Origin of the sequence: Streptomyces sp. C1-1 (assembly GCF_050214755.1) — a bacterium.
Classification (GTDB): domain Bacteria; phylum Actinomycetota; class Actinomycetes; order Streptomycetales; family Streptomycetaceae; genus Streptomyces.
The window spans coordinates 6,556,320-6,581,652 of record NZ_CP189826.1; the positions used below are offsets into that span (position 1 = coordinate 6,556,320).

Annotated in this window: 24 protein-coding genes; 16 read left to right on the plus strand and 8 right to left on the minus strand. The window is 71.6% G+C overall.

Annotated features, from left to right (window positions below):
* Window positions 1–125: 125 nt before the first annotated feature.
* Entirely contained in the window at window positions 126–911 is a 786-nt protein-coding gene (locus tag ACQF4J_RS29860) for an IclR family transcriptional regulator (protein ID WP_351801818.1), read from the minus strand.
* A gap of 76 nt (window positions 912–987) precedes the next feature.
* On the opposite strand from ACQF4J_RS29860, the gene ACQF4J_RS29865 reads away from it, so the two are divergent.
* The 11 genes from ACQF4J_RS29865 (at window position 988) to ACQF4J_RS29915 (ending at window position 11,471) form a co-directional block, all read left to right on the plus strand.
* A complete protein-coding gene (locus tag ACQF4J_RS29865) occupies window positions 988–1,953 on the plus strand; it encodes a 5-dehydro-4-deoxyglucarate dehydratase (protein ID WP_427167193.1) in 966 nt (321 codons plus the stop codon).
* A complete protein-coding gene (locus tag ACQF4J_RS29870) occupies window positions 1,950–3,239 on the plus strand; it encodes a glucarate dehydratase family protein (RefSeq protein ID WP_427167194.1) in 1,290 nt (429 codons plus the stop codon). The genes ACQF4J_RS29865 and ACQF4J_RS29870 overlap by 4 nt, the downstream gene beginning before the upstream one ends.
* A gap of 101 nt (window positions 3,240–3,340) precedes the next feature.
* A complete protein-coding gene (locus ACQF4J_RS29875; protein WP_427167195.1) occupies window positions 3,341–4,486 on the plus strand; it encodes a carbohydrate kinase family protein in 1,146 nt (381 codons plus the stop codon).
* Window positions 4,487–4,630: 144 nt separating this feature from the next.
* The gene (locus tag ACQF4J_RS29880) at window positions 4,631–5,704 is read left to right on the plus strand and encodes a PhoH family protein (protein WP_142151885.1); all 1,074 of its coding nucleotides are present in this window, start codon (window positions 4,631–4,633) and stop codon (window positions 5,702–5,704) included.
* A 14-nt stretch (window positions 5,705–5,718) separates the two neighbouring features.
* On the plus strand, window positions 5,719–6,216 hold the full coding sequence (gene ybeY / locus ACQF4J_RS29885) for an rRNA maturation RNase YbeY (RefSeq protein WP_142151884.1): 498 nt from the start codon (window positions 5,719–5,721) through the stop codon (window positions 6,214–6,216).
* Window positions 6,213–7,517, plus strand: coding sequence for a hemolysin family protein (locus tag ACQF4J_RS29890; protein ID WP_351568496.1), 1,305 nt, complete (start codon window positions 6,213–6,215; stop codon window positions 7,515–7,517). The genes ybeY and ACQF4J_RS29890 overlap by 4 nt, the downstream gene beginning before the upstream one ends.
* The gene (locus tag ACQF4J_RS29895) at window positions 7,514–7,873 is read left to right on the plus strand and encodes an MmcQ/YjbR family DNA-binding protein (RefSeq protein ID WP_351568493.1); all 360 of its coding nucleotides are present in this window, start codon (window positions 7,514–7,516) and stop codon (window positions 7,871–7,873) included. Before ACQF4J_RS29890 ends, ACQF4J_RS29895 begins: the two co-directional genes overlap by 4 nt.
* A gap of 37 nt (window positions 7,874–7,910) precedes the next feature.
* On the plus strand, window positions 7,911–8,264 hold the full coding sequence (locus ACQF4J_RS29900; RefSeq protein WP_058925378.1) for a cytidine deaminase: 354 nt from the start codon (window positions 7,911–7,913) through the stop codon (window positions 8,262–8,264).
* A 188-nt stretch (window positions 8,265–8,452) separates the two neighbouring features.
* A complete protein-coding gene (locus ACQF4J_RS29905; protein WP_427167197.1) occupies window positions 8,453–8,932 on the plus strand; it encodes a hypothetical protein in 480 nt (159 codons plus the stop codon).
* A gap of 153 nt (window positions 8,933–9,085) precedes the next feature.
* Complete coding sequence (locus ACQF4J_RS29910) at window positions 9,086–10,402, plus strand: beta-xylosidase (protein ID WP_351568487.1); 1,317 nt, start codon at window positions 9,086–9,088, stop codon at window positions 10,400–10,402.
* A gap of 58 nt (window positions 10,403–10,460) precedes the next feature.
* Entirely contained in the window at window positions 10,461–11,471 is a 1,011-nt protein-coding gene (locus tag ACQF4J_RS29915; protein WP_427167198.1) for a WxL protein peptidoglycan domain-containing protein, read from the plus strand.
* On the opposite strand, the gene ACQF4J_RS29920 is transcribed toward ACQF4J_RS29915, so the two are convergent.
* Both ACQF4J_RS29920 and ACQF4J_RS29925 read right to left on the minus strand, forming a co-directional pair.
* Complete coding sequence (locus tag ACQF4J_RS29920) at window positions 11,365–11,703, minus strand: P-II family nitrogen regulator (protein WP_142151878.1); 339 nt, start codon at window positions 11,701–11,703, stop codon at window positions 11,365–11,367. The genes ACQF4J_RS29915 and ACQF4J_RS29920 overlap by 107 nt on opposite strands.
* Window positions 11,700–13,025 (minus strand): ammonium transporter, encoded by a 1,326-nt coding sequence (locus tag ACQF4J_RS29925; protein ID WP_351568481.1) that lies wholly within the window; start codon window positions 13,023–13,025, stop codon window positions 11,700–11,702. The genes ACQF4J_RS29920 and ACQF4J_RS29925 overlap by 4 nt, the downstream gene beginning before the upstream one ends.
* Window positions 13,026–13,164: 139 nt before the next feature.
* On the opposite strand from ACQF4J_RS29925, the gene era reads away from it, so the two are divergent.
* Entirely contained in the window at window positions 13,165–14,118 is a 954-nt protein-coding gene (gene era / locus ACQF4J_RS29930) for a GTPase Era (RefSeq protein WP_351568478.1), read from the plus strand.
* A 106-nt stretch (window positions 14,119–14,224) separates the two neighbouring features.
* On the opposite strand, the gene ACQF4J_RS29935 is transcribed toward era, so the two are convergent.
* Window positions 14,225–15,085 carry a helix-turn-helix transcriptional regulator gene (locus ACQF4J_RS29935; RefSeq protein WP_351801806.1) on the minus strand — a complete coding sequence of 287 codons (861 nt, stop codon included), beginning with the start codon at window positions 15,083–15,085 and terminating at the stop codon, window positions 14,225–14,227.
* Window positions 15,086–15,204: 119 nt separating this feature from the next.
* Between ACQF4J_RS29935 and ACQF4J_RS29940 the strand changes: the two genes are divergently transcribed.
* Window positions 15,205–16,059, plus strand: a complete 855-nt coding sequence (locus ACQF4J_RS29940; RefSeq protein ID WP_351801804.1) for an NAD-dependent epimerase/dehydratase family protein — start codon at window positions 15,205–15,207, stop codon at window positions 16,057–16,059.
* A 30-nt stretch (window positions 16,060–16,089) separates the two neighbouring features.
* Here the strand turns inward: ACQF4J_RS29940 and ACQF4J_RS29945 are convergent, their stop codons facing one another.
* The 4 genes from ACQF4J_RS29945 to ACQF4J_RS29960 form a co-directional block, all read right to left on the minus strand.
* Complete coding sequence (locus tag ACQF4J_RS29945) at window positions 16,090–17,373, minus strand: MFS transporter (RefSeq protein ID WP_427167199.1); 1,284 nt, start codon at window positions 17,371–17,373, stop codon at window positions 16,090–16,092.
* Entirely contained in the window at window positions 17,370–18,671 is a 1,302-nt protein-coding gene (locus tag ACQF4J_RS29950) for a GH1 family beta-glucosidase (protein ID WP_351801800.1), read from the minus strand. Before ACQF4J_RS29950 ends, ACQF4J_RS29945 begins: the two co-directional genes overlap by 4 nt.
* Before the next feature lie 65 nt (window positions 18,672–18,736).
* A complete protein-coding gene (locus ACQF4J_RS29955; RefSeq protein WP_351568463.1) occupies window positions 18,737–19,003 on the minus strand; it encodes a protealysin inhibitor emfourin in 267 nt (88 codons plus the stop codon).
* Window positions 19,004–19,024: 21 nt separating this feature from the next.
* The gene (locus tag ACQF4J_RS29960; RefSeq protein WP_351568460.1) at window positions 19,025–20,098 is read right to left on the minus strand and encodes a M4 family metallopeptidase; all 1,074 of its coding nucleotides are present in this window, start codon (window positions 20,096–20,098) and stop codon (window positions 19,025–19,027) included.
* Between the two features lie 349 nt (window positions 20,099–20,447).
* Between ACQF4J_RS29960 and leuA the strand changes: the two genes are divergently transcribed.
* The 3 genes from leuA to ACQF4J_RS29975 all read left to right on the plus strand — a co-directional run bounded on the left by leuA (window position 20,448) and on the right by ACQF4J_RS29975 (window position 25,280).
* Entirely contained in the window at window positions 20,448–22,169 is a 1,722-nt protein-coding gene (gene leuA, locus ACQF4J_RS29965) for a 2-isopropylmalate synthase (RefSeq protein ID WP_351568457.1), read from the plus strand.
* A gap of 184 nt (window positions 22,170–22,353) precedes the next feature.
* Window positions 22,354–23,049 (plus strand): TerB family tellurite resistance protein, encoded by a 696-nt coding sequence (locus ACQF4J_RS29970; RefSeq protein WP_351568454.1) that lies wholly within the window; start codon window positions 22,354–22,356, stop codon window positions 23,047–23,049.
* 137 nt (window positions 23,050–23,186) lie between these two features.
* Entirely contained in the window at window positions 23,187–25,280 is a 2,094-nt protein-coding gene (locus tag ACQF4J_RS29975; RefSeq protein WP_351801798.1) for an MMPL family transporter, read from the plus strand.
* Window positions 25,281–25,333: the final 53 nt, after the last annotated feature.

Here is a 25,333-nt window from a genome sequence, read left to right on the forward strand (position 1 = left end):
GGACAGGAACGCGCGAGCAAGTTGTATCAAGCACGCGGTTGCGGAAGAAGGGGCGGGGGTGTGATGTGGCGCACGTTCTGTTTGGGGTGGGGGAGGCCGGGTAGAAGAGGGCCTCGCTCAGGGCCTCAACGCCAGTGCGCCGAGCCCCCCGCGCCCGGTGCGGTCGCCTCGATCTTGGCCCTGATCTCCCGCATCACCGCCACGATCCGTTCCTCGTGCCCGGGGGTCAGCCGGGCCACCGGCACCGAGCAGCTGACCGCGTCCTGCGCCGGTGTCTCGTAGCGCAGCGCGAAGCCGAAGCCGACGATGCCGAGGACGCCCTCCTCGCGGTCGATCGCGTAGCCGCGGGCGCGCACCTCGGCGAGATCGGCGGCCAGCGACTCCCTGGTGGTCCGGGTGTTGGGGGTGAGGGCCTCGTAGGGGCCCTCGGGCAGGTCGTCGTCGGGGCGTTCGGCCAGCAGCGCCTTGCCCAGGGCGCCCACGTGTGCCGGGAGGCGGCGGCCGACGCGGCTGATCGTCCGCAGGTACTCGTGCGACTCGCGGGTGGCCAGATAGGCCACGTCCCGGCCGTCCAGGCGCCCCAGGTGGATCGTCTCGCCCAGCGCCTCCGACGCCTCGTCCAGGTACGGCCGTACGGCCCGCACGCGCGGGTCGGAGTCCAGATAGCTGGTGCCGGTCAGCAGGGCGTGGATGCCGATGCCGTAGAGGGAGCCGGTGACGTCCGTGCGCACCCAGCCGCGGCTGATCAGCGTCTGCAGCAGGGCGTACATGGAGCTGCGCGGCACCTGGAGCGCCTCGGCCAGCTCCTGCAGCCGCGCCGGCCGGTCGCCGCGCGCGGCGAGCAGTTCCAGCAGCTCGACCGTCCGTGCCGCGGACTTCACCTCGCGCACGCCCCCGCCTGTCTCCGACATGGGGCGATGGTAGTCCGCCGGTGTGCTCCCGTTGACGGGCGTCGTTCGCATATCTAGGCTCTGTCTTCATACATAGATGTCATCTATATGGGGAGACAGCGTGACGGGCGAGACGGAAACGACTGCGCGGAGGCTGCGGCACGGCATGGCGAGCGGGGTGCTCTCCTTCCCTCTCACCTCCTTCCATGACGACGGCTCCCTCGACCCCGACGGCTTCCGCGCCCATGTCGCGGCCCAGCTCGCCACCGCGCCCGGCGCCGTCTTCCCCGCCTGCGGCACCGGCGAGTTCTTCTCGCTGGACGAGGAGGAGTACCGGCAGGTCGTGACGATCGCCGTCGAGGAGGCGGGCGGGAAGGTGCCCGTCGTCGCCGGAGTCGGTTACGGCTGGGCGCAGGCCGCCCGATTCGCCCGCATCGCCGAGGAGGCCGGCGCGGACGCGTTGCTGGTGCTCCCGCACTACCTCGTCGCCGCCCCGCAGGACGGCCTCGTCGCCCAGCTGGAGCGGCTCGCCGCCCGCACCCGGCTCCCGCTCATCGCCTACCAGCGCGGCCAGGTCACCTACACACCGGCCGCGCTGCGGCGGATCGCGGACATCCCCCACGTCATCGGCCTCAAGGACGGCCACAGCGACCTCGACCGCCTTCAGCGCCTCACCCTCGCCGCCCCCGAGGGCTTCCTGTTCTTCAACGGCGCCGCCACCGCCGAGATCCAGGCCCGCGCCTACGCCACCGTCGGCGTCCCCGCCTACTCCTCCGCCGTCCACGCCTTCGCCCCCGAGATCGCGAACGCCTTCTTCACCGCCCTGCGCTCGGGCGACGACAAGGGCGTGGAGCGGCTGCTGCGCGACTTCTACGTCCCGCTCGTCGAACTCCGCGACCGCGTACCGGGGTACGCCGTGTCCCTGGTCAAGGCTGCGGCCCGGCTCCGCGGCCGTCCCGTCGGCCCCGTCCGCGCCCCGCTCACCGACCCCTCACCCGCCGACCTCGCCGACCTCGAGACCCTGCTCGCCTCCGGACTCGACCTCGTAGGAGCGACCCTGTGAACCTCACGATCACCGACGTCCGGCTGACCCCGATCCTGGTCGCCGACCCCCCGCTGCTCAACACGCAGGGCGTGCACCAGCCGTACACCCCGCGGCTGATCGTGGAGGTGGTCACGGCCGACGGGGTCACGGGAGTCGGCGAGACCTACGGCGACACCAAGTACCTGGAGCCGGCGCGGCCCTTCGCGGAAAGGCTCGTGGGCCGGCCGGTCAGCGACCTGAACGGCCTGCTCACCATCGCCGACGAGGTCGCCGTGGACGACGCCCGGGTCTCCGGGCAGGTCGACGTCGGCGGGCTGCGCGGTGTGCAGACCGCCGACAAACTGCGGCTGTCCGTCGCCTCCGGCTTCGAGGTCGCCTGCCTGGACGCCCTCGGCAAGGCGCTCGGGCTGCCCGTGCACGCCCTGCTCGGCGGCAAGGTGCGGGACACCGTCGAGTACAGCGCCTACCTGTTCTACAAGTGGGCCGGCCATCCCGAGGGCGTTACCTGCGAGCAGGACGACTGGGGGGCCGCGGTCGACCCGGCCGGAGTCGTGGAGCAGGCGCGGCGGTTCAAGGAGCGGTACGGGTTCACCTCGTTCAAGCTCAAGGGCGGGGTCTTCCCGCCGGACGAGGAGATCGCCGCCGTACGGGCGCTGGCCGCGGCCTTCCCCGGCCACCCCCTGCGTCTGGACCCCAACGGCGCCTGGTCGGTCGCGACTTCGCTGAAGGTGGCGAAGGAACTGGGCGACGTCCTGGAGTACCTGGAGGACCCGGCGCTCGGCACCGCCGCCATGGCCGAGGTCGCCGCCGGCACCGACGTGCCGCTCGCCACCAACATGTGCGTGACGACCTTCGCCGAGATCAGGGAGGCGTTCGCCAAGGACGCCGTCCAGGTCGTCCTCTCCGACCACCACTACTGGGGCGGGCTGCGCAACACCCAGCAACTCGCCGCGATCTGCCGGACGTTCGGCGTCGGAGTCTCCATGCACTCCAACACCCACCTGGGCGTCAGCCTGGCCGCGATGACGCACGTGGCCGCGACCGTCCCCGGCCTCCACCACGCCTGCGACTCCCACTACCCCTGGCAGTCGGAGGACGTGCTCACCGAGCGGCTGACCTTCGACGACGGCGCCGTGAAGGTCTCCGACGCACCCGGTCTCGGCGTCGAGGTCGACCCCGACAAGTTGCGCTTCCTGCACCGGCGGTGGCTGGACGACGACGGTTCGCTGCGGGACCGCGACGACGCGGCGGCGATGCGGGTCGCCGACCCCGGGTGGGAGACACCGGCCGTACCGCGCTGGTAGGCGGACCCGGCGGGACGCGACGGGCGGGGCGGGAGCGGCGGCCGGTCACGGGTGATGTGGTGCACACTTGGCCTGAACCGCACCATGCCAGGGGAGTGCCCGTGATCGCGCCCAACGGAAAGGGACCGTCACCCATCACCGAGGGACCGCAGTGCCAGGCCCGGGTCGACCCCCTGGCCGCCCTGCGGGTGCCGGACGACCCGCCCTGGGACGTGTACCTGACCGGCACCGTCTTCCTGGACATCATCTTCACCGGGCTCGACTCCGCCCCGGTGCGCGGGACCGAGTCCTGGGCGCGCGGGATGGGGTCGAGCCCCGGCGGGGTCGCCAACATGGCCACCGCGCTCGCCCGCCTCGGCCTGCGGACCTCCCTCGCGGCCGCCTTCGGCGACGACCACTACGGCGAGTACTGCTGGGACGCCCTGGAGCAGGGCGAGGGCATCGACCTCTCCCCCTCCTGCACCGTCCCCGGCTGGCACTCCCCGGTCACCGTCTCCATGGCGTACGAGGGCGAGCGCACGATGGTCTCCCACGGCCACGAGCCGCCCCCGGACGCCGTGCTCATCCCAGAGGGCGCCCCCGGCCGACCGCCCCGTGCGCGTGCCGCCGTCGCCTCCCTCACTCCGGGCCGCCGGGCGCCCTGGATCGCCCAGGCCGCCGCGCTCGGCACCCGGGTCTTCGGCGACGTCGGCTGGGACGACACCGGCGCCTGGGACCTGGCGGGACTGGCCGACCTGGAGCACTGCGAGGCCTTCCTGCCGAACGCCGAGGAGGCGATGCGGTACACGGGCGCCGGCTGCCCCCGGGCCGCCGCCCACGCCCTCACCGAACACGTGCCGATCGCCGTCGTCACCCTCGGGGCGGAAGGCGCGTACGCCGTCGACCGGCGCACCGGCGAGAGCGCCGAGGTGCCCGCCATCGACGTGGAGGCCATGGACCCCACCGGCGCGGGGGACGTGTTCGTCGCCGGGTTCGTCACCGGCACCCTCGCGGGCTGGCCGCTCGCCGACCGGCTGGCCTTCGCGGGACTCACGGCGGCCCTGTCCGTGCAGGAGTTCGGCGGGTCGCTGTCGGCGCCGGGATGGTCGGAGATCGCGGCATGGTGGCGCAAGGTGCAGTCGGTGGAGGGACAGGACCCCGCCGCCCTGCGCCGGTACGCCTTCCTGGAGCACCTGATCCCGGAGGAGGCGGCGCGGCCGTGGCCGCTGCGGCGGGCGGTGCCGACCATCGGGTTCCGCCAGGCCTGAACACCGCGCCCCGGTGCGGAAGACGGGCCGCCGAAAAGTCCTACGGCGTTGTCAGTCCCCCGGCGTACCCTGGAAACCGCCAGGCCGCCCTTGTGGCGTGCGTGCCGTACCTAGGAGGACGAGCAAGGCCTACAGAGCCGGCCCATGACTCAGACACCCACAGCTCACACCCCCGCGCAGGAGCAGGCGAGAGCCCAGTTCACCGTTCCCGCCCAGCACCCCATGGTGACCGTCCTGGGGTCCGGCGACTCCCTCCTGCGCGTGATCGAGAAGGCCTTCCCGGGGGCCGACATCCACGTCCGGGGCAATGAGATCAGCGCGGTCGGCGACCCGGTCGAGGTGGCCCTCGTCTCCCGCGTGTTCGAAGAGATGATGCTGGTGCTCCGCACCGGGCAGCCGATGACGGAGGACGCAGTGGAACGCTCGATCGCCATGCTGAAGGCGAGCGAGAACGGGACGAGCGACGGCCAGGAGACCCCGGCCGAGGTACTGACGCAGAACATCCTGTCCTCCCGCGGCCGCACCATCCGCCCCAAGACCCTCAACCAGAAGCGGTACGTCGACGCGATCGACAAGCACACGATCGTCTTCGGCATCGGCCCCGCCGGTACCGGCAAGACCTACCTCGCCATGGCGAAGGCGGTGCAGGCCCTGCAGTCCAAGCAGGTCAACCGCATCATCCTGACCCGACCCGCGGTCGAGGCCGGCGAGCGCCTGGGCTTCCTGCCCGGCACGCTCTACGAGAAGATCGACCCGTACCTGCGCCCGCTGTACGACGCGCTGCACGACATGCTCGACCCGGACTCGATCCCGCGGCTGATGGCGGCCGGGACGATCGAGGTCGCGCCGCTGGCGTACATGCGCGGCCGCACGCTCAACGACGCCTTCATCATCCTCGACGAGGCCCAGAACACCTCGCCCGAGCAGATGAAGATGTTCCTCACCCGCCTCGGCTTCGACTCGAAGATCGTGATCACCGGTGACGTGACGCAGGTCGACCTGCCGAACGGCACCAAGTCCGGTCTGCGTCAGGTCCAGGACATCCTGGAGGGCCTCGACGACGTCCACTTCTCCCGGCTGACGTCCCACGATGTCGTACGGCACAAGCTCGTCGGCCGTATCGTCGACGCGTACGAGAAGTACGACAGCAAGCACGGCACCGAGAACGGCTCCCACAAGGGCGGCCGGGGCAGGCAGTCCGGGCACAAGGGGAAGTAGAAGACCACAGCGCCATGTCGATCGACGTCAACAACGAATCCGGAACCGAGGTCGACGAGCAGGCGATCCTCGACATCGCCCGCTACGCACTCGCGCGGATGCGCATCCACCCGCTCTCCGAACTCTCGGTGATCGTCGTGGACGCCGACGCCATGGAGCAGTTGCACATCCAGTGGATGGACCTGCCGGGGCCGACGGACGTCATGTCCTTCCCGATGGACGAGCTGCGTCCGCCGTCGAAGGACGACGACGAGCCCCCGCAGGGCCTCCTCGGCGACATCGTGCTGTGCCCCGAGGTCGCCAAGAAGCAGGGCGAGGAAGCGCCGACGCAGCACTCCATGGACGAGGAGCTCCAACTGCTCACCGTCCACGGCGTGCTGCACCTGCTCGGCTACGACCACGAGGAACCGGACGAGAAGGCCGAGATGTTCGGCCTGCAGGCGGCCATCGTGGACGGCTGGCGCGCGGAGAAGGGCCTGACCGGCCCGTCCCCGGCCCCGACCGTCTCATGAGTGGGCAGATCGTCGCGGGCGCCGTCGCCCTGGTCGTCGTCGCGTGGCTCGCCGCCTGTGCGGAGGCGGGCCTCGCCCGCGTCTCCAGCTTCCGCGCCGAGGAGGCGGTCCGTTCCGGCCGCCGCGGCAGCGCCAAGCTCGCGCAGGTGGCGGCCGACCCGACCCGCTATCTGAACGTCGCCCTCCTGGTCCGCGTCGCCTGCGAGATGGCGGCCGCGGCCCTGGTGACGTACGCCTGTCTGCAGTCCGTCCACGGCACCACGCGCGCCCTGCTCGCCGCGATCGGCGTCATGGTCCTGGTGTCGTACGTCGCGGTCGGCGTCTCCCCGCGCACCATCGGCCGCCAGCACCCGCTGAACACGGCGACGGCGGCCGCGTACGTCCTGCTGCCGCTGGCCAGGATCATGGGCCCGATCCCGAACCTGCTGATCCTCATCGGCAACGCGCTGACCCCAGGCAAGGGCTTCCGCCGCGGCCCCTTCGCCTCCGAGGCGGAACTGCGCGCGCTGGTCGACCTCGCGGAGAAGGAGTCGCTGATCGAGGACGACGAGCGCCGCATGGTGCACTCGGTCTTCGAGCTCGGCGACACGCTCGTGCGGGAGGTCATGGTCCCGCGCACGGACCTGGTCGTCATCGAGCGCTACAAGACGATCCGCCAGGCCCTGACCCTCGCGCTGCGCTCCGGCTTCTCGCGCATCCCGGTCACCGGCGAGAGCGAGGACGACATCGTCGGCATCGTGTATCTCAAGGACCTGGTCCGCAAGACGCACATCAGCCGCGACGCCGAGTCCGAACTGGTCTCGACGGCGATGCGCCCGGCTGCCTTCGTCCCGGACACCAAGAACGCCGGCGACCTGCTGCGCGAGATGCAGCAGGAGCGCAACCACGTCGCCGTCGTCATCGACGAGTACGGCGGCACGGCCGGCATCGTCACCATCGAGGACATCCTGGAGGAGATCGTCGGCGAGATCACCGACGAGTACGACCGCGAGCTGCCCCCGGTCGAGGACCTCGGCGACGACCGCTACCGCGTCACCGCCCGGCTCGACATCACCGACCTCGGCGAGCTGTACGGCCTCGACGAGTACGACGACGAGGACGTGGAGACCGTCGGCGGCCTGCTCGCGAAAGCACTGGGCCGGGTGCCCATCGCGGGCGCCTCCAGCGCTGTGGAACTCCCGGACGGCCGCGAGCTGCGCCTGACGGCCGAGGCGGCGGCCGGCCGCCGGAACAAGATCGTGACCGTGCTGGTGGAGCCGGTATCGCCGGCGGAAGGGACCGAGGAGGAGAAGGACGAATGACCCCCGAGAAGCTGCGCGACCTCTGTCTGTCCTTCAACGCGGTGGTGGAGGACTTCCCCTTCAACCCGGAGACCTCGGTCTTCAAGGTGCTGGGCAAGATGTTCGCCCTGAGCAACCTCGGCGCGAGCCCCTTGACCGTCAACCTCAAGTGCGACCCCGAGGACGCCGTCCGGCTGCGCGCCGACCATCCGGGCCTGATCATCCCCGGGTATCACATGAACAAGCGGCACTGGAACACCGTCACGGTCGACGGCGACCTCCCGGAGCGGATGGTGCGCGAGCTCGTCGAGGACTCGTACGACCTGGTCGTGGCCGGTCTGCCGCGGGCCGAGCGGCTGCGTCTGGACCGTCCCTGAGCGCACCCCCGGCTCGGGCGCTCCGTATGCTCGGCTCATGACCGACAGCAGCGCGCTCGACCCCGAGGACCGCAAGATCGTCACCCTGGCCCGTTCCGCGCGGGCCCGCAACGGCGTGCCCGAGGGGGCGGCCGTACGGGACGAGACCGGCCGCACGTACGTCGCCGGGACCGTCGACCTTCCGTCACTGAAACTGAGTGCCCTGCGCACGGCGGTGGCGATGGCGGTGGCCTCGGGGGCGAAGTCGCTGGAGGCGGCGGCCGTGGTGACCGAGGCCGAGTCGGTGCAGGACGCGGACCGGGCGGCGGTGGCGGAGCTGGGCGGGGCCGGGACGCCGGTACTGCTCGCCGGGCCCGACGGAACGGTACGGACCAGCCTCGTTGCAGGTTGAATACCGGCCGTTTCAGAACCGTCCGGAATTCGTCCTTGTCGTTTCCTCACCCCACCGGCATCAATGGAACCGGTAGTTCCGACGGACCGTCAGATCCACCCCCCACGCGGTGTACCGCACCACGCCGCCCCTGACGGCCGCGGACTCTCCCATCCATCCCCACATGGCAGTAAGGGAGCCGGATCCCCATGAGAGTCAAACGACTGACCACAGGTGCGGCCATGGCGGTGGGGGCCCTCGCGGCCGCGTCGCTCGCGTTCGCGCCCAGCGCCCTCGCCGTCACCCCCGGCACGGCGACCATCACCGCCGACTGCGGTGCCTTCGGCGGCGGAGAGGCCACGCTCACGGCCACCCAGGACGGCACGTCGGCCACGCTCACCCTCACGTCGTCCGCGATCACCGCTCCGATCGCCCTCTCGGCGAACTCGATCACCTCCACCCTCACCATGGCGAACAGCGCGACCGGCGGTACCGATGCGTTCTCCGGCACACAGAACCCGGCGATGGCGGCCGGCGACCCGGTCACCGTCGGGCCCCTCTCGGGCACCGTCGCCTCCGGCGACAGCCTGGACGCCTACGGCGGTTCGCTGCAGATGACCGTCTTCGGCATCACCATCACCTGTACCGCGACCGGTCCGCAGTCCCCGGGGCCCTTCGTCTTCGACTGACGGTCGCAGCCAGCACATAGCCGATGGACCGTCAGTTCCTGGAGACCGTACAGGAATTGACGGTCCATCAGTTCATTTCGGCGTCTCCATTGACTTCTCACGCGATCCACACATCAATGCCCCCAGTGAGCGCACAGAGAAGGGGGCACTCCCATGGGTCCGATCACCCGAAGACGCCGCTGGGCGTCTCTGCTCGGGGCGACCGCGCTCGCGGTCACCGCGGGCGGCGCGCTGGCCTGTCCGGCCGGCGCCGCCACGAACGTGGACTTCGCCACGCACTGCATCCCGCCCGCGGTCGCGGGCATCCCGCCGATCGACGGCACCACCACGGCCTCCATCGCGGTGGACAACACCAGCCCGAAGGTCGGCGACACCGTCACCGTGACCTACACGGTGGTCAAGCCCGCCGCCAGCAACCCCACCGCCATCGCCCTGCCGGCCGACATCATGACGCCCACCGGCAAGGTCACCCTCGGGGGCGCGCAGACGGGCGCCGTCACGGTCGCCGGTCCGAAGAAGAACGATCCGGTGCCGGGCAACGGCGCCTTCCCGTCGTTCTCCATGACCGGCACCTTCAAGGTCACCAGCGCCGGCTCCATCACGCTCTCGCCCGGCGACTACAACATCCACACCAGCTACATCCTGGAGCTGGACACCCCGTGCACGGTGACCAACCCGCCCGCGCCGACGTCCCAGACGATCACGGCGACGGACTCCACCCCGGTCAACAACCGGGCCATCCAGCTCGGCAAGGCCTCCGGCGCGCCCGGTGACAGCGTCACCGTCAGCGGCAGCGGCTTCACCGCCGGCGCCGCGGTGACCCTCGCCGGACGCTCCGGGAGCAGCCAGACCGGGGACAAGGCCTCCGTCACCGCCGGCAGCGACGGCAAGTTCAGCGGCTCCCTCACCGTCAACGACAAGACGACCACCGGGATCGTGGCGTACGAGGGCAGCGCGTGGAGCGACGCCCTGGGAGCCGGGCCCGCCGTCTACACCGTCACCGACAACACCCCCGTCCCGGACGGCAGTCAGAAGCTGACGACCACCGTGAAGGCCGGGACCCTCTCCATGTCCCAGGCCGGGGACTCCGTCGCGCTGTCGGCGGTCGACTTCGGCAAGGGCGGTGCCTCGACCGGCGCGCTGCAGACGGTCACCGTCAAGGACTTCCGCGGCGGACCGGCCGGCTGGTCGCTCACCGGCAAGGTCACCGACTTCACCGGACCCGGCGCCAAGATCGATGCCGGGAAGCTGAGCTGGACCCCCGCCTGCGCCACCAAGGCGGGCAGCCCCAGCACCTGCAAGGCCGGTTCGGCGGGCACCGTGGGCGCATCGGGGGCGACGCTCGCCTCCACCGCCAACGGCACGCTCACCGGCGGCGAGTTCACCGCGGACGCCCAGCTCTCCCTGGACGTACCGGCGTTCACGCCTCCCGGCTCCTACTCCGGCGTCCTCACCCTCACGCTCAGCTGACCGTACGGGCGTCCGCACCCGCCCGTCCATCACCTCGTCCACGTGGGGGTCCGCACCCATGCGCAAGCTGTACGCCCTGCTCCTGGCCCTGTTCCTCACCGGCCTGACCGCGCCGGCGCACGCCGCCGACAACGGCAGCTGGTCCGTCTACCCCGTCTCCTCCGAGATCGCCGCGCGCCCGTACTTCTACCTCTCCGCCGACCCCGGCGCGACGATCGCGGACAAGGTCGTCGTCGCCAACAAGACCGGCGACCCCCTGACCTTCCGGCTCTACGCGGCCGACGCCTACAACACCCCGCGCGACGGCGGGTTCGCGGTGCGGACGGCGCAGGAGCGGCAGCGCGGGGTCGGTGCCTGGGCGCGGCCCGCGAAGTCCCGGGTGACCGTACCCGCGCACGGCAGGGTCACCCTCCCCTTCACCCTGCGCGTGCCCGAGGGCGCCGAACCCGGCGACCACGCGGGCGCGTTGGTGGCGCTCGACGAGCGGATCGAGAAGGGCGCGGGCTCACTCGCGCTCGGTGTGCGGCGCGCCGTGGCCGCCCGTGTCTACCTCCGCGTCGGCGGCCCGACCCTCCCCGCCATCGCCGTCGAGAACGTCCACGTCGTCCACCACCAGCCCCTCGTCCCGGGTCTCGGCGACAGCACTGCGACGGTCTCCTACACCCTCCACAACACCGGCAACGTCACCCTGGACCCCAAGGTGGAACTGCGCGCGAAGGGCCTGTTCGGCCGCACGCTCCTCGCCCGCGACCTGCCCCGCGTCCCCTCCGAGCTACTGCCGGGCCAGCGCGTCCACCTCACCGAACCCTGGCGCGGCGCGCCCCAACTCGACTGGGGCAAGGTGGAGTTGACGGCGAGCGCGAAGGACACCCGGGAGTCGGCGAGCGCGTCCTTCCTCGCCCTGCCGTGGGTCGCGGCGCTGGTGCTCGTAGCGGTCGCCGCCGTGGGGACGGTGCTGGTGCTCAGAGCGCGTCGGGGCCGCGCTCGCCCGTCCGCACCCGTACGACCGTCTCGACGGGCAGCGCCCACACCTTTCCGTCCCCGATCTTCCCCGTCTGCGCGGCCTTGACGATCGCGTCGATCACGGCGTCCGAGACGGCGTCCTCGACGACGACCTCGATGCGGACCTTGGGCACGAGGTCGACCTGGTACTCGGCGCCGCGGTACACCTCGGTGTGGCCGCGCTGCCGGCCGTACCCGCTGGCCTCGGTCACGGTCAGGCCGTGCACGCCGAGCTCCTGGAGGGCGGTCTTCACCTCGTCGAGGCGGTAGGGCTTGACGATCGCGGTGATGAGCTTCATGCCTGGCTCTGGACCTTCTGCGCGGAGGGGACGACGGACGAGCTGACCGGGGCGCCGTGGCCCAGGACGCCGTGATCGTATGCCGTCTCGGCGTGCACCGTAAGGTCCAGGCCGGTGTGCTCCTGCTCCTCCGTCGCCCGGAAGCCCATGACCCTGTCGATCAGCTTGCCGATCGCGTAGGTGACACCGAAGGTGTAGGCGGCGACGACGACCACGGCCACCGCCTGCCTGCAGAGCTGGGCGAGCCCGCCGCCGTAGAGGAGCCCCTCCGTGCCCCCGGTCATCGCCTTCTCGGCGAAGACGCCGATGAGGAGTGTGCCGACGATCCCGCCGACCAGGTGGACGCCGACGACGTCGAGCGAGTCGTCGTAGTTCAGCTTGAACTTCCAGCTCACCGCGTACGAGCAGAGGGCACCGGCGGCGAGGCCCACCACCAGGGCGCCCAGCAGGGAGACGGACCCGCAGGACGGGGTGATCGCGACCAGGCCGGCGACCGCGCCGGACGCCGCGCCCAGCGTGGTCGGATGACCGTCGCGCTTCTGCTCGACGAACAGCCAGCCCAGCAGGCCGGTGCAGCCGGCGGCGAGGGTGTTGAGGAAGGCGGCGGCCGCCAGGCCGTTCGCGCCGAGGGCCGAGCCCGCGTTGAAGCCGAACCAGCCGAACCACAGCAGGCCCGCGCCCAGCATCACCATGGGCAGGTTGTGCGGCCGCATGGCGTCCTTCTTGAACCCGAGCCGCGGACCGAGGACCAGGCACAGGGCCAGACCGGAGGCGCCGGAGGTGATCTCGACGGGCAGACCGCCCGCGAAGTCGAGGGCGCCGAGGTGATGCGCGATCCAGCCGCCCGGGCCCCAGACCCAGTGGGAGACGGGAACGTATACGAGCAGCGCCCAGACCGGCACGAAGACCAGCCAGGCGGAGAACTTCGCCCGGTCCGCGATCGCGCCGCTGACCAGCGCCGCCGTGATGATCGCGAAGGTGAGCTGGAAGGTGGCGAACAGCAGGGTGGGGACGGTGCCCTGCACACTGTCCGGGCCGAGACCGGCCATGCCGGCGTGCTTCAGGCCGCCGATCAGCCCGCCGCCCGCGTCGTCGCCGAAGGCCAGCGAGTAGCCGCAGACCAGCCAGACCACCGTGACGAGCGCGATCGACACGAAGCTCATCATCAGCATGTTGAGGACGCTCTTCGTGCGGACCATGCCGCCGTAGAAGAGGGCCAGACCAGGGGTCATCAGCAGGACGAGGGCGGTGGCGGCGAGCAGCCAGGCGGTGTCACCGGTGTCCGCGTGCGCGGCGGCGAAGGTCGTCACGGTCGTCTCCAACGGGGTGGGGGCTCGTCAGAGGGTCACGGGTGTGCGTTTCCAGACGCCTACGGGGATGTTTCCGTGGCGTTTCGTTGCGTCCGGGTTACCGGAATCTCACGGTGCGGCGGTGCTCCGTGGATCAGGGACAATGAACGCCATGAGTGTTCGTACCCAGTCATCCGAAGAGCCGGGCGAGACCGTCCACCGCGCCGGCTTCGCCTGCTTCGTGGGCCGCCCCAACGCGGGCAAGTCCACCCTCACGAACGCTCTGGTCGGGCAGAAGGTGGCGATCACCGCGAACCAGCCGCAGACCACGCGGCACACCGTGCGGGGGATCGTGCACCGGGAGGACGCCCAGCTCATCCTGGTCGACACCCCCGGGCTGCACAAGCCGCGCACGCTGCTCGGCGAGCGGCTCAACGACGTCGTGCGCACGACGTGGGCCGAGGTGGACGTGATCGGCTTCTGCCTCCCCGCGAACGAGAAGATCGGCCCCGGCGACCGTTTCATCGCCAAGGAGCTGGCGGGGATCCGCAAGACCCCCAAGATCGCGATCGTCACCAAGACCGACCTCGTCGACTCCAAGACCCTCGCCGAACAGCTGATCGCCATCGACCAGCTGGGCAAGGAGCTCGGCTTCGAGTGGGCGGAGATCGTGCCGGTGTCGGCGGTCGGCGACAAGCAGGTGAGCCTGCTGGCCGACCTCCTCGTCCCGCTCCTGCCCGAGGGCCCGGCGCTCTACCCCGAGGGCGACCTCACCGACGAGCCCGAGCAGGTCATGATCGCCGAGCTGATCCGCGAGGCGGCCCTGGAGGGCGTCCGCGACGAGCTGCCGCACTCCATCGCGGTCGTCGTCGAGGAGATGCTCCCGCGCGAGGACCGCCCGGCCGACAAGCCCCTGCTCGACATCCACGCCAACCTCTACATCGAGCGCCCCAGCCAGAAGGGCATCATCATCGGCCCCAAGGGCAAGCGCCTGAAGGACGTCGGCATCAAGAGCCGCAAGCAGATCGAGGCGTTGTTGGGGACGCCGGTGTTCCTGGACCTCCATGTGAAGGTCGCGAAGGACTGGCAGCGGGACCCCAAGCAGTTGCGTCGGCTGGGGTTCTGACAGCCTTCCTCGCCCCGCCGCCCCGTCCCCAGGGGCTGTCGGCCCCTCGACCCGCTCCCGGGGGCTCCGCCACCTGGAACCCCGATCGGCCCGAAGGGCCTCGTCCTCAAACGCCGGACGGGCTGGACGGCGGGACCATGTCCTGCAGTCCGACCACCCGCAGCAACTGCAGCCGCTCGTACGACTCGGTGCCCGGGCGGGCCGTGTGGACGATCAGCAGGTGGTGGTGCTCGTGGCTGAGCATGACCTCGCAGTCGAGCTCCAGCAGGCCCACCAGGGGGTGCTGGAACCGCTTGGTCGCGCGATTGCGCAGGGACACCTCGTGTTCGTCCCACAGCCGCGCGAACTCCTCACTGGAGGAACGCAGTTCGGCGACCAGGGCGGCCGGTTCCGGGTCGTCGGGGCGGGCCGCGGTCACCGCGCGGAGGTTGGCCACGTGCGAGCGGGCGTGCGGTGCGTGGTCGTCGTCGGGGAAGAGGGAGCGGGCGTCCGGCTCCAGGAAGAAGCGCCGGACCAGGTTCCGCTCCCGCCGCGGCCGGGACATCACGTCGCCGACCAGCGCCTTCGCCATCGTGTTCTGCGCCAGCACCTCGCCGCAGTCGTTCACCAGCTGGGCCGGGGTGTCGTACAGCCGGTCCAGGATCAGCAGCAGCCCCGGCCGGACGTGCGCCGACGCCGTCTCGCGCCGCGGCGGCTCCTCCCCGGCCAGATGGAACAGATGGTCGTGCTCGGCGGCCGTCAGCCGGAGCGCCCGCGCCATCGCCGACAGCATCTGACGGGACGGGCGCGGACCCCGGGACTGCTCCAGGCGCGTGTAGTAGTCGACCGACATGCCGGCCAGCTGGGCCACCTCCTCGCGGCGCAGGCCCGGCGTGCGGCGGCGGGCGCCGGGCGCGAGCCCCACGTCGGAGGGCTCCAGGCGGGCGCGGCCGCGGCGCAGGAAGTCGGCGAGTTCGGCTCGGTTCACCCCTCCAGCGTGCGGGAGTCCGCCCGGCTTATCCAGGGACTGCCGATCCCCTGATCGGAAGGTCTCTCCCGGTGGCGGGCGTCCCCCTGAAGGGTGGGTGGGGACGAGAGGAGCAGGACATGCTGACTTTGGTGACCGGTACGACGGGACAGGTCGGACGGCGCTTCGTGCCGAGGCTGCTGGCGCAGCGGCGCCCGGGGGAGACCGTACGGGTCCTGGTACGGGACGCGGCGCGCGGGGAGCCGTTCGCGGCGCTGGGCGCCGAGGTCGTGGTCGGCGATCTGCGGGACGCGGACGTGCTCGGCAAGGCGGTGGCCGGGGCGGACGCCGTGGTGAACGTCGCCGCCGCCTTCCGCGGGGTGCCAGACGAGGAGGCACGGGCCGTCAACCGGGACGCGGCGGTGGAGCTGGGACGGGCCGCGCTCGCCTCCGGCGTCCGGCGCTTCGTACAGGTCAGCACCGGTCTGGTGTACGGCACGGGGCGGGGGCGTCCGGTGACCGAGGAGGACGAGAGCCGGCCCGGCGGCGCGATGTGGGGCGCCTACCCCGCGTCGAAGGCGGAGGCCGAACGGGAACTGCTGGCGATGGACGGCCTGGACGTGCGGATCGCCCGGCTGCCCTTCGTCTACGGCGAGGGCGATCCGCACCTCGCCCAGTCGTTGCGCTGGGCCGGGCAGTGGGCGGCGACCCAGCGCCTGCACATGGGTCACCACGCGGACGTCGCCCAGGGCCTGTTGCGCATCCTGCACGCCCCCGGCGTCGCCGGCCGGATCTACAACATCGCCGACGACGCCCCCGTCACGGCGGTCGAGCTGCACCAGCTCAACGGGGCCGAGGTGCCCGCCGAACTGCACGGGCGCACCGACCCCGACCCATGGCTGGTGATCATGTCCACCGACCGCATCCGCCGCGAGCTGGGCTATCGGCCCCGGTTCCCGTCGGTGTACGCGGCCCGGGACGCCGGCGCCCTGTGAGTCCTTCGACGCCCAGTCACTCGAGCCCCCTCACTCCACCCCCCTGATCCGGCCCACCAGCACCGCCCCCGCCAGCCCGATGACCGCAGCCACCACGTAGAGCACCCGGTATCCGCCGAGGTAGGTGACGATCGGCGCGGCGAGGGCGGGGGCCGCCACCTGGGGCAGGGCGTTGGCCACGTTGATCACGCCGAGGTCCTTGCCGCGGTCCAGGGCCGCGGGCAGGACGTCCGTCATCAGCGCGAAGTCGACCGAGGTGAACACGCCGAAGCCGATCCCGAGGACCGCCGCGGCGACGACCGCGCCCGGCCAGGTCTGCCAGCCGGCCAGGGCGCCCGTCGCGACCGCCATCAGCACGCCGGACCAGATCACGAAGGGCTTGCGCCGCCCGACCCGGTCCGACCACACCCCGCCGACGACGACCGTGGCGAGCAGGGTGAGGCCGTTCACCGCGGTCAGCACCAGCACGCCCTGCTCGGGGTCGTGGTGGTGCAGACGGTCGCGGAGGTAGTACAGCAGGTACAGCAGCACCAGCGCGTTGCTCAGGTTGATCAGGAAGCGGGTCAGCCAGGCCCAGCCCAGGTCCGGATAGCGGCGCGGGCTCAGCCAGAACCCGGCGAGGAAGGACCGCCAGGCCCACGCCGGCCGGTCCGTCGGCCCGAGCCGAGGATCGGGGTGGCCGAGCACGTACGGCAGCACTCCCGCCAGCGTGAACACCGCGCACGCCACGTACCCGGCGCCGATCCCGCCCGCGACGGTCGCCAGTCCCGTGCCGCCGACCACTCCGAGGATCTGCGCCGCGCCCAGCCAGCCGCCGACCGAACCGCGCTGGAGCCGCGGCACCTGGTCCGGGACCGCCGCCGTCACCGCCGCGAAGGCCGCGTTCAGGGTCAGCTGGACCAGACACCAGCCGAGCGTCATCGTCCACAGGCCGCCCGCCCCCGCGAGCAGCAGCAACGACAGCGCCCCGCCCGCGGCTCCGGCCACGATCCACGGCGTACGGCGGCCACGGCGGGACGTCGTCCGGTCCGACAGCGCGCCGAAGAGCGGGTTGGCGACCAGGGACACCGCGGCGCCGATCCCGGTCACCCACGCCAGCATCGTCTCCTTCGACATGCCGGTACCGGGCGCGAAGTCCTTCGCCTGCGAGGCCAGCAGGATCTGCAGGGGACCGAACCAGCCCACCCAGATCGCCCCGTTGGCCAGGGAGAGGGACGCCGTCCAGGCGCGGCCGACCCGCAGGACGGGCTCGGCGAGGGCCGCCGGGGGGTCCTGGTCCCGGTCGCCGTCCCGGTCCCGCGGCGGGGCCGTCATCTCTGCGCCCGCAGCAGCTGCCGGTACCAGCCGTACGAGGACTTCGGGGTGCGCTTCTGGGTCTCGAAGTCGACGTGCACCAGCCCGAAGCGCCGCTCGTAGCCCTCCGCCCACTCGAAGTTGTCCAGCAGCGACCACACGAAGTACCCGCGCACGTCCACGCCCGCCTCGACCGCGTCGTGCAGGGCCCGGACGTGCCCGTCCAGGTAGGCGATGCGGTCCTGGTCGTCGAGGCCCGGGTAGCTGCAGCCGTTCTCGGTGACGACGACGGGCGGCAGCCGGTCGCCGTAGCGCTCGCGGAACCCGGTGAGCAGCTCCGTCAGCCCCGACGGGACGACGGGCCAGCCGAAGTCCGTCACCGGGACTCCCTCGATCTGCCGTACGGAGAAGGGGAGTTCGGCGGGGATGGTCAGTCCGCCGAACTCGATGTCCGCGCCCTGCGGGGCGCCCACCCGGGTCGGCGCGTAGTAGTTGACGCCGTAGAAGTCGATCGGCTCCGCGATGACCTTCAGGTCCGCCTCTACCTCCCCCGGCATCAACTCGCCCAGCCCGTCCGGGTATTCGCCCAGGATCAGCGGGTCGGCGAAGAGTCGGTTGAGCAGCAGGTCGTAGAAGGCGGCCGCCTCCACGTCGGCCGGCTCCTCGGACGCCGGCCAGGTCGGCCCGTGGGAGTTGGCGATCCCGACGTCGGCGGCGCCGGCCGCGCGCAGGGCCCGTACCGCGAGGCCGTGGGCCAGCAACTGGTGGTGGGCCACCGGAAGCGCGTCGAACATCAGCTGCCGGCCCGGCGCGTGCGCGCCCAGGGCGTGCCCCAGCAGGGTGTGTTCGGCGGGCTCGTTGAGGGTGATCCACTTCGTCACCCGGTCGCCCAGTCGCTCGGCGACCACGGACACGTGCTCGGCGAAGCGCTCGGCGGTGTCCCGCCGCAGCCAGTCCAGGGCGAGGGGGAGGTCCCAGTGGAAGAGCGTCGGGACGGGGCGGACGCCCGCCGCGCACAGTTCGTCGACGAGGCGGTCGTAGAAGTCCAGGCCCTCGGGCGAGCGCACCCGCGGCCAGGACACCGAGAAGCGGTAGGCGTCCACGCCCAGGTCGGCGAGGAGCGCCACGTCCTCGTGGTATCGGTGGTAGTGGTCGCAGGCGACCGCCGCCGTCGAGCCGTCCTTCACCCGTCCCGGCTCGGCCGTGAACGCGTCCCACACGGACTGCTCGCGCTCGTCGACGGCCCCCTCGATCTGGTGGGCCGAGGTCGACACGCCCCAGAGGAAGCCGGCCGGGAACTGAGGTATCGGGTTCGTCATGCGCGGATCATCCTTACCGCCGGTAACGGAAGTCAACGCCCGCGCATGAAGGACCTGTTACGGGATCACGCCCCTTCCTTCAGCACCCTGGAGATCAGCTGCCGCTGCTCCTCGCTCAGCCGCGGATCGGCGGCGTACACCGTCCTGCCGTCCACGGTGATCTCGTAGTTGAAGCCGTCGGGAACCCCGACGGACGGCCGGCCCCGGCCGGCGGACATCGCCTTCTCGGCCAGGGCCTGCCACTCGCCCGCGTCGGGCCGCCCCGAGGTGTCCACCTCGGCGCTGCGCTCGATGCCCGCGAATCCACCCGTGCGCCTCACTCGAATACGCATGGGTCCGTGTCTAGTACGGAACTACGTCGTGCGCACCCCGACCTGCTCCCAGGCCTTCAGCACGGCCTGCAGCTCCTCGCCGTCGCTGAAGCGGGCCTTGGCCGCCTTCACGGTCAGCGAGGCGAAGTCCGTGAACAGGGCGTCCTTCTTCAGCTCGCCGCCGGTCAGGACGTCGTACCAGATCTGGCCCGCCTTCTCCCAGGCGTGGCCGCCGAGCGCCGTGGCGGCCAGGTAGAAGGCGTGGTTGGGGATGCCGGAGTTGATGTGGACGCCGCCGTTGTCGCGGCCGGTGCGGACGAAGTCGTCCATGGTCGCCGGCTGCGGGTCCTTGCCGAGGACGTCGTCGTCGTACGCCGTGCCCGGCGCCTTCATGGAGCGCAGCGCCTTGCCGGTGACGCGCGGCGCGAGCAGCCCGGCGCCGATCAGCCAGTCGGCCTCGGCCGCGGTCTGGCCCAGCGTGTACTGCTTGATGAGGGTGCCGAAGACGTCCGACAGCGACTCGTTGAGCGCGCCGGGCTGGCCGAAGTAGGTGAGATTGGCCGTGTACTGGGTGACGCCGTGGGTGAGTTCGTGGCCGATGACGTCGATCGGGATGGTGAAGTCGAGGAAGATCTCCCCGTCCCCGTCGCCGAACACCATCTGCTCGCCGTTCCAGAAGGCGTTGTTGTAGTCCCGGTCGAAGTGGACCGTCGCGTCGAGCGGAAGCCCGTTGCCGTCGATCGAGTAGCGCTCGTACGCCTTCAGATACAGCTCGAAGGTGGCGCCGAGGCCGGCGTAGGCGCGGTTGGCGGTGGCGTCCTTGCCGGGGTCGTCGCCCTCGCCGCGGACCTTGCGGCCGGGCAGGTCGGTGCCGTGCCGGGCGTCGTAGATCGTGCGGTGCGGCCGGTCGGGCGCGGCTCCGGGCGGCGCGGCGACGGCCGGGGCGCCGATCACGGTGGTCAGCCGGCGGTGGGTGCGCTCGTAGGCGTCGCGCTCCAGGGTCTTGCGAGCGGGATTCGCGAGCGCGGGGTCCTCGTGCTGGGCCAGCTTGTCGAGGACGTGGGGCGGTACGACGGTGCAGAAGACGGGCTCTGAGCCCCCGTTGGTCTTCGTCATGTGCGGCACCATTGCACTGCGTTAGCTCCATGTCACTAGGTGCGACCATGATTGGTGAAATATGGGGATGCTCCCGCCGTGAGTGGTTGCTCTGTGTTATGCCGTGCGGGCTGTGGGTGGCCGCTGGCGCAGTTCCTCGCGCCCCTGTGGGGCGCGTCGCGGTCCCGCATACTGATACGGGACCGCCTTCTCGGACCGGCTCGGCTAGCATGCTTCGCATCATGCGTTTCGGGCTGCTTCTTCTTAGCTGCCGCGGCGAGGGCCTGTAAGTCAGGTCGACTCCCTCCCCGCGGAGCTTCGCGTTGCGTCGTCGGCCGTCCTTCCGGACACCAAGAGGAGCCCCGCAATCATGGCGAACCGCCAGCAGCCCAGCAGCATGCCGATCCACAAGTACGGCCGATACGAGCAGGTCGACATCCCGGACCGCACCTGGCCCGGACGGCGGATCACCCAGGCCCCCCGGTGGCTGTCGACCGACCTGCGCGACGGCAACCAGGCCCTGATCGACCCGATGTCGCCCGAGCGCAAGCGCCGGATGTTCGACCAGCTGGTCAAGATGGGCTACAAGGAGATCGAGGTCGGCTTCCCGGCGTCGGGTCAGACGGACTTCGACTTCGTGCGGTCGATCATCGAAGAGCCCGGGGCCATCCCCGACGACGTGACCGTCTCGGTACTGACCCAGGCCCGCGAGGACCTGATCGAGCGGACCGTGGAGTCGCTGAAGGGCGCCAGGCGGGCCACCGTCCACCTGTACAACGCCACCGCCCCGGTCTTCCGGCGCGTGGTCTTCCGCGGCTCCAAGGACGACATCAAGCAGATCGCCGTCGACGGCACCCGCCTGGTGATGGAGTACGCGGAGAAGCTGCTGGGCCCGGAGACCGAGTTCGGCTACCAGTACAGCCCCGAGATCTTCACCGACACCGAGCTGGACTTCGCGCTGGAGGTCTGCGAGGCGGTGATGGACGTCTACCAGCCGGGTCCGGGCCGCGAGATCATCCTCAACCTGCCCGCCACCGTGGAGCGTTCGACGCCGTCCACGCACGCGGACCGCTTCGAGTGGATGCACCGCAACCTGTCCCGCCGAGAGCACGTCGTGCTCTCGGTCCACCCGCACAACGACCGCGGCACCGCCGTCGCCGCCGCCGAGCTGGCGCTGATGGCCGGCGCCGACCGCATCGAGGGCTGCCTGTTCGGTCAGGGCGAGCGCACCGGCAACGTCGACCTGGTCACCCTGGGCATGAACCTGTTCTCGCAGGGCGTCGACCCGCAGATCGACTTCTCCGACATCGACGAGATCCGTCGTACGTGGGAGTACTGCAACCAGATGGAGGTCCACCCGCGCCACCCGTACGTGGGCGACCTGGTCTACACGTCCTTCTCCGGCTCCCACCAGGACGCCATCAAGAAGGGCTTCGACGCGATGGAGGCCGACGCGGCCGCCAAGGGCGTCACCGTGGACGACATCGAGTGGGCGGTGCCGTACCTGCCGATCGACCCCAAGGACGTCGGCCGCTCCTACGAGGCCGTCATCCGCGTGAACTCGCAGTCCGGCAAGGGCGGTATCGCGTACGTCCTGAAGAACGACCACAAGCTGGACCTGCCCCGCCGGATGCAGATCGAGTTCTCGAAGCTCATCCAGGCGAAGACGGACGCCGAGGGCGGCGAGGTCACCGGCTCCGACATCTGGGCGGTCTTCCAGGACGAGTACCTGCCGAACCCCGCGAACCCGTGGGGCCGCATCCAGGTCAAGAACGGCCAGTCGACCACCGACACCGACGGCGTGGACACCCTCCGCGTCGAGGCCACCGTCGACGGCGAGGACACCGTCCTGACCGGCTCGGGCAACGGTCCGATCTCGGCCTTCTTCGACGCGCTGGCGAAGATCGGCATCGACGCCCGGCTGCTGGACTACCAGGAGCACACGATGAGCGAGGGTGCCTCCGCGCAGGCCGCCTCCTACATCGAGTGCGCGATCGACGACAAGGTCCTGTGGGGAATCGGCATCGACGCGAACACGACGCGTGCGTCGCTGAAGGCGGTCGTCTCGGCGGTCAACCGCGCGGCGCGATAACCCTTCTGACCGGCGGTTTCGGGGTCCTGATCATCGGATACGGCGATCAGGGCCCCGTCCCTTTTCGGCCACCTCCACGTGGAGGTCACGGAAAGGTCTCTTCCGGGGTGCTGACTACGCCTGGCCGATGTGGCTAACATCACGCCAGTACGGCGATGTTGCCGTGCCGTTACGGAGGTGCGACGTGCTGCCAGTACGGGGACGAAACGGCCGAGCCGCCAGGCCTGCGCGCCTCCTGGGCACCCGCACCGCGTGGACGCCCGTAGGGGACGGCGAGTTCTTCTGCCCGGGCTGCGGAGGCGACCGCAACTACCAGCGCCTCACCGGCCGCCGCCGCTTCACCCTCCTCGGCGTTCCGGTCCTGCCGCGCGGCGAGACCGGCCCGGTCGTCGAGTGCGCCGCCTGCCACCGCCACTTCGGCACCGACGCCCTGGACCACCCCACCACCACCCGCTTCTCCGCGATGCTCCGCGACGCCGTGCACACCGTCGCCCTCGCGGTGCTCGCCGCGGGCGGCACCTGTTCGCGCACGTCCCTGGAGACCGCCGCGAGCGCGGTCCGCGCGGCCGGCTTCGACGACTGCACGGAGGAACAGCTGGAGGCCCTGGTCGACGCCCTGGCCGCCGACACCGGCCGGGTCTACGGCCAGTCCTGCGGCGCGGGCCTGGCCATCGAGCTGCACGAGGCCCTCGACCCGCTCGCCCCGCACCTCGCCCCCGTCGGCCGCGAATCGATCCTGCTGCAGGGTGCCCGCATCGCCCTCGCCGACGGTCCCTACACCCCGGCCGAACGCGACGTCCTCAGCACGGTCGGCGCCGCCCTGACCATCTGCGCCGACGACGTGACCCGGCTGCTGGCGGCGGCCCGGACGCCGTCCTGATACTCCCGGGGGAGTAACGCGCGCCCGGAGCCTCCACCGGCAGTAACCCCGAACTCGCCCCCACGCCCGACGAACCCGCCCCCTGGCGCCGGGAGTCTGGAACCGACCCAGACACCCGACCGGAGGGAGGCCCGTCCATGGGGGCCGCAAGGACAAGCGCACGGCCAGGCGCACGGCGTCGACGGGCCGTGCCCTGGGTGGTGCTCGGGCTGTGGCTGGCCGCGCTGGTGCTCGCCGGGCCGCTCGCCGGGAAGTTCTCCGGCATCCAGCAGAACCGCTCCGTCGACTACCTGCCCGACAGCGCCGACTCCACCCGGGTGGCCCGCATCCAGGACCGGCTCCCGGGCGGCGAGTCGACCGACCTGGTGCTCGTCTACCACCGCGACGGCGGCCTCACCTCCGCCGACCGCGACAAGGCGGCCCGGCAGATCGCCGAGATCACCGGCAGGTACGACATCACCGGGCACCCGCACGCGGTCCCGTCCCGCGACGGCACGACCGTCATGTACCCCGTGTCCAGCACCGGGCCCGGCCAGGACGACAAGAAGCGCGACGCCTTCGTCGACGGGGTCCGGGACGTCGCGGACGGCGGCGCCGGGCTCAGCGTGCGGGTCGGCGGCCCCGGCGCCCTCAACGCCGACATGGGCAAGGTCTTCGGCAGCATCGACGGCACACTGCTCTACGCCACCCTCGGCGTCGTCACTGCCCTGCTGATCCTGATCTACCGCAGCCCCTTCCTGTGGCTGGTGCCGCTCACCGTCGCCGGCGTCGCGGCCGGGATGGCGATGGCCGCCGGATACGGCCTCCACGAGGCGTTCGGCGTCACCGTCACCGGCCAGAGCGGCGGCGTGATGACGGTCCTGGTCCTCGGCGCGGGCACGGACTACGCGCTGCTGCTCATCTCCCGCTACCGCGAGGAGCTACGGCGCCACGAGCGCCCGTACGACGCCATGCGGGCCGCGCTGCGCGGCTGCGGACCGGCGATCCTCGCCTCCTCGGGCACGGTCGCGGCCGGGCTGCTGTGCCTGCTCGCCGCCGACCTCAACAGCAGCAACGGCATGGGCCCCGTCGGCACGGTGGGCGTACTCGCCGCACTGGTCGCCATGACGACCCTGCTGCCCGCCCTCCTGGTCGTCCTCGGCCGCCGCGTCTTCTGGCCGCTGATCCCCGCCTTCGGCAGCGAGCCGAAGGCACGCCGGTCGCTGTTCTCGGCGATGGGCGACTCGGCCGCGCGCCGGCCGGCCGCCGTCCTCGCCGGCGGCGCCGTACTGCTCGGCGCGCTGGCGCTGGGCGCCTTCCACCTCCCGGGCACCCTCAAGCAGGAGGACTCCTTCACCAAGCAGCCCGAGTCGATCGCCGCCGCCCAGACCCTCGCCCGCGCCTACCCCGGCCGCAGCAGCCAGCCGATCACCGTCATCGCCCCCACCGGCCGGACGGACGCCGTGCTGGCCAAGGCCCGGACGACGGACGGGGTCGCCCAGGCGACGGCCGGACGCAGTGGCTCCGGCTGGACCGAGATCTCCGTCTACGCCACCTCGGCACCCGAGTCGGCCGGAGAGACCCGCACCATCGAGGCCCTGCGCGCCGGACTCGACGACACCTATGGCACCTATGTCGGCGGACCCAGCGCCCAGCAGCTCGACCTGGCCGACAGCCAGGTCCGCGACCGCGAGGTCGTCGTGCCGCTCGTCCTGGCCGCCGTGTTCGTGATCCTCGTGGGACTGCTGCGCAGCCTCGTCGCGCCGCTGATGCTGCTCGTCGCCGTCGTGGCGGTGTGGGGCGCGGCGCTCGGGATCGGCGGCCTGGCGTTCGGGCCCCTCCTCGGCTTCCACGGCACGGACTCGGGCCTCGGCCTGCTGTCCTTCGTCTTCCTGGTGGCACTGGGCGTCGACTACGGCATCTTCCTCATGCACCGCATGCGCGAGGAGTCGACCGCCGGCGCCGAGCCGCAGGCGGCCGCGCTGACCGCGCTGCGCACCACCGGCGGGGTGATCGCGTCGGCGGGTGTCGTGCTCGCCGCGACCTTCGCCGTGCTGACCACGCTGCCGCTGGTCGCCCTGGTCGAACTCGGCTTCGTGATCGCGGTCGGCGTGCTCCTGGACACCTTCCTGGTGCGCACGTACCTGGTGACGACCGCGAGCGTGCTGCTGAAGCGGCGGGTGTGGTGGCCGGGGCGGCTGTCGCGGGAACCGGAACCGCTGCCGGTGCGGCGACAGCCCGAGACCGTGTGAAGCTGAACGCTGTGGAAGGGACGACGGTGACACGGCAGCGCAGGGCCGAGCGC

What these genes read in the sequence shown, in the direction of transcription:
- ACQF4J_RS29960 (WP_351568460.1), bottom strand. Translation starts at nt 20,098, where the DNA reads ATGACGAAGACCAACGGGGGCTCAGAGCCCGTCTTCTGCACCGTCGTA.
- ACQF4J_RS29910 (WP_351568487.1), top strand. Translation starts at nt 9,086, where the DNA reads ATGGGTCCGATCACCCGAAGACGCCGCTGGGCGTCTCTGCTCGGGGCG.
- ACQF4J_RS29975 (WP_351801798.1), top strand. Translation starts at nt 23,187, where the DNA reads ATGGGGGCCGCAAGGACAAGCGCACGGCCAGGCGCACGGCGTCGACGG.
- ACQF4J_RS29890 (WP_351568496.1), top strand. Translation starts at nt 6,213, where the DNA reads ATGAGTGGGCAGATCGTCGCGGGCGCCGTCGCCCTGGTCGTCGTCGCG.
- ybeY (WP_142151884.1), top strand. Translation starts at nt 5,719, where the DNA reads ATGTCGATCGACGTCAACAACGAATCCGGAACCGAGGTCGACGAGCAG.
- ACQF4J_RS29940 (WP_351801804.1), top strand. Translation starts at nt 15,205, where the DNA reads ATGCTGACTTTGGTGACCGGTACGACGGGACAGGTCGGACGGCGCTTC.
- ACQF4J_RS29945 (WP_427167199.1), bottom strand. Translation starts at nt 17,373, where the DNA reads ATGACGGCCCCGCCGCGGGACCGGGACGGCGACCGGGACCAGGACCCC.
- ACQF4J_RS29865 (WP_427167193.1), top strand. Translation starts at nt 988, where the DNA reads ATGTCATCTATATGGGGAGACAGCGTGACGGGCGAGACGGAAACGACT.
- ACQF4J_RS29860 (WP_351801818.1), bottom strand. Translation starts at nt 911, where the DNA reads ATGTCGGAGACAGGCGGGGGCGTGCGCGAGGTGAAGTCCGCGGCACGG.
- ACQF4J_RS29900 (WP_058925378.1), top strand. Translation starts at nt 7,911, where the DNA reads ATGACCGACAGCAGCGCGCTCGACCCCGAGGACCGCAAGATCGTCACC.
- ACQF4J_RS29955 (WP_351568463.1), bottom strand. Translation starts at nt 19,003, where the DNA reads ATGCGTATTCGAGTGAGGCGCACGGGTGGATTCGCGGGCATCGAGCGC.
- ACQF4J_RS29880 (WP_142151885.1), top strand. Translation starts at nt 4,631, where the DNA reads ATGACTCAGACACCCACAGCTCACACCCCCGCGCAGGAGCAGGCGAGA.
- ACQF4J_RS29895 (WP_351568493.1), top strand. Translation starts at nt 7,514, where the DNA reads ATGACCCCCGAGAAGCTGCGCGACCTCTGTCTGTCCTTCAACGCGGTG.
- ACQF4J_RS29920 (WP_142151878.1), bottom strand. Translation starts at nt 11,703, where the DNA reads ATGAAGCTCATCACCGCGATCGTCAAGCCCTACCGCCTCGACGAGGTG.
- era (WP_351568478.1), top strand. Translation starts at nt 13,165, where the DNA reads ATGAGTGTTCGTACCCAGTCATCCGAAGAGCCGGGCGAGACCGTCCAC.
- leuA (WP_351568457.1), top strand. Translation starts at nt 20,448, where the DNA reads ATGGCGAACCGCCAGCAGCCCAGCAGCATGCCGATCCACAAGTACGGC.
- ACQF4J_RS29950 (WP_351801800.1), bottom strand. Translation starts at nt 18,671, where the DNA reads ATGACGAACCCGATACCTCAGTTCCCGGCCGGCTTCCTCTGGGGCGTG.
- ACQF4J_RS29915 (WP_427167198.1), top strand. Translation starts at nt 10,461, where the DNA reads ATGCGCAAGCTGTACGCCCTGCTCCTGGCCCTGTTCCTCACCGGCCTG.
- ACQF4J_RS29905 (WP_427167197.1), top strand. Translation starts at nt 8,453, where the DNA reads ATGAGAGTCAAACGACTGACCACAGGTGCGGCCATGGCGGTGGGGGCC.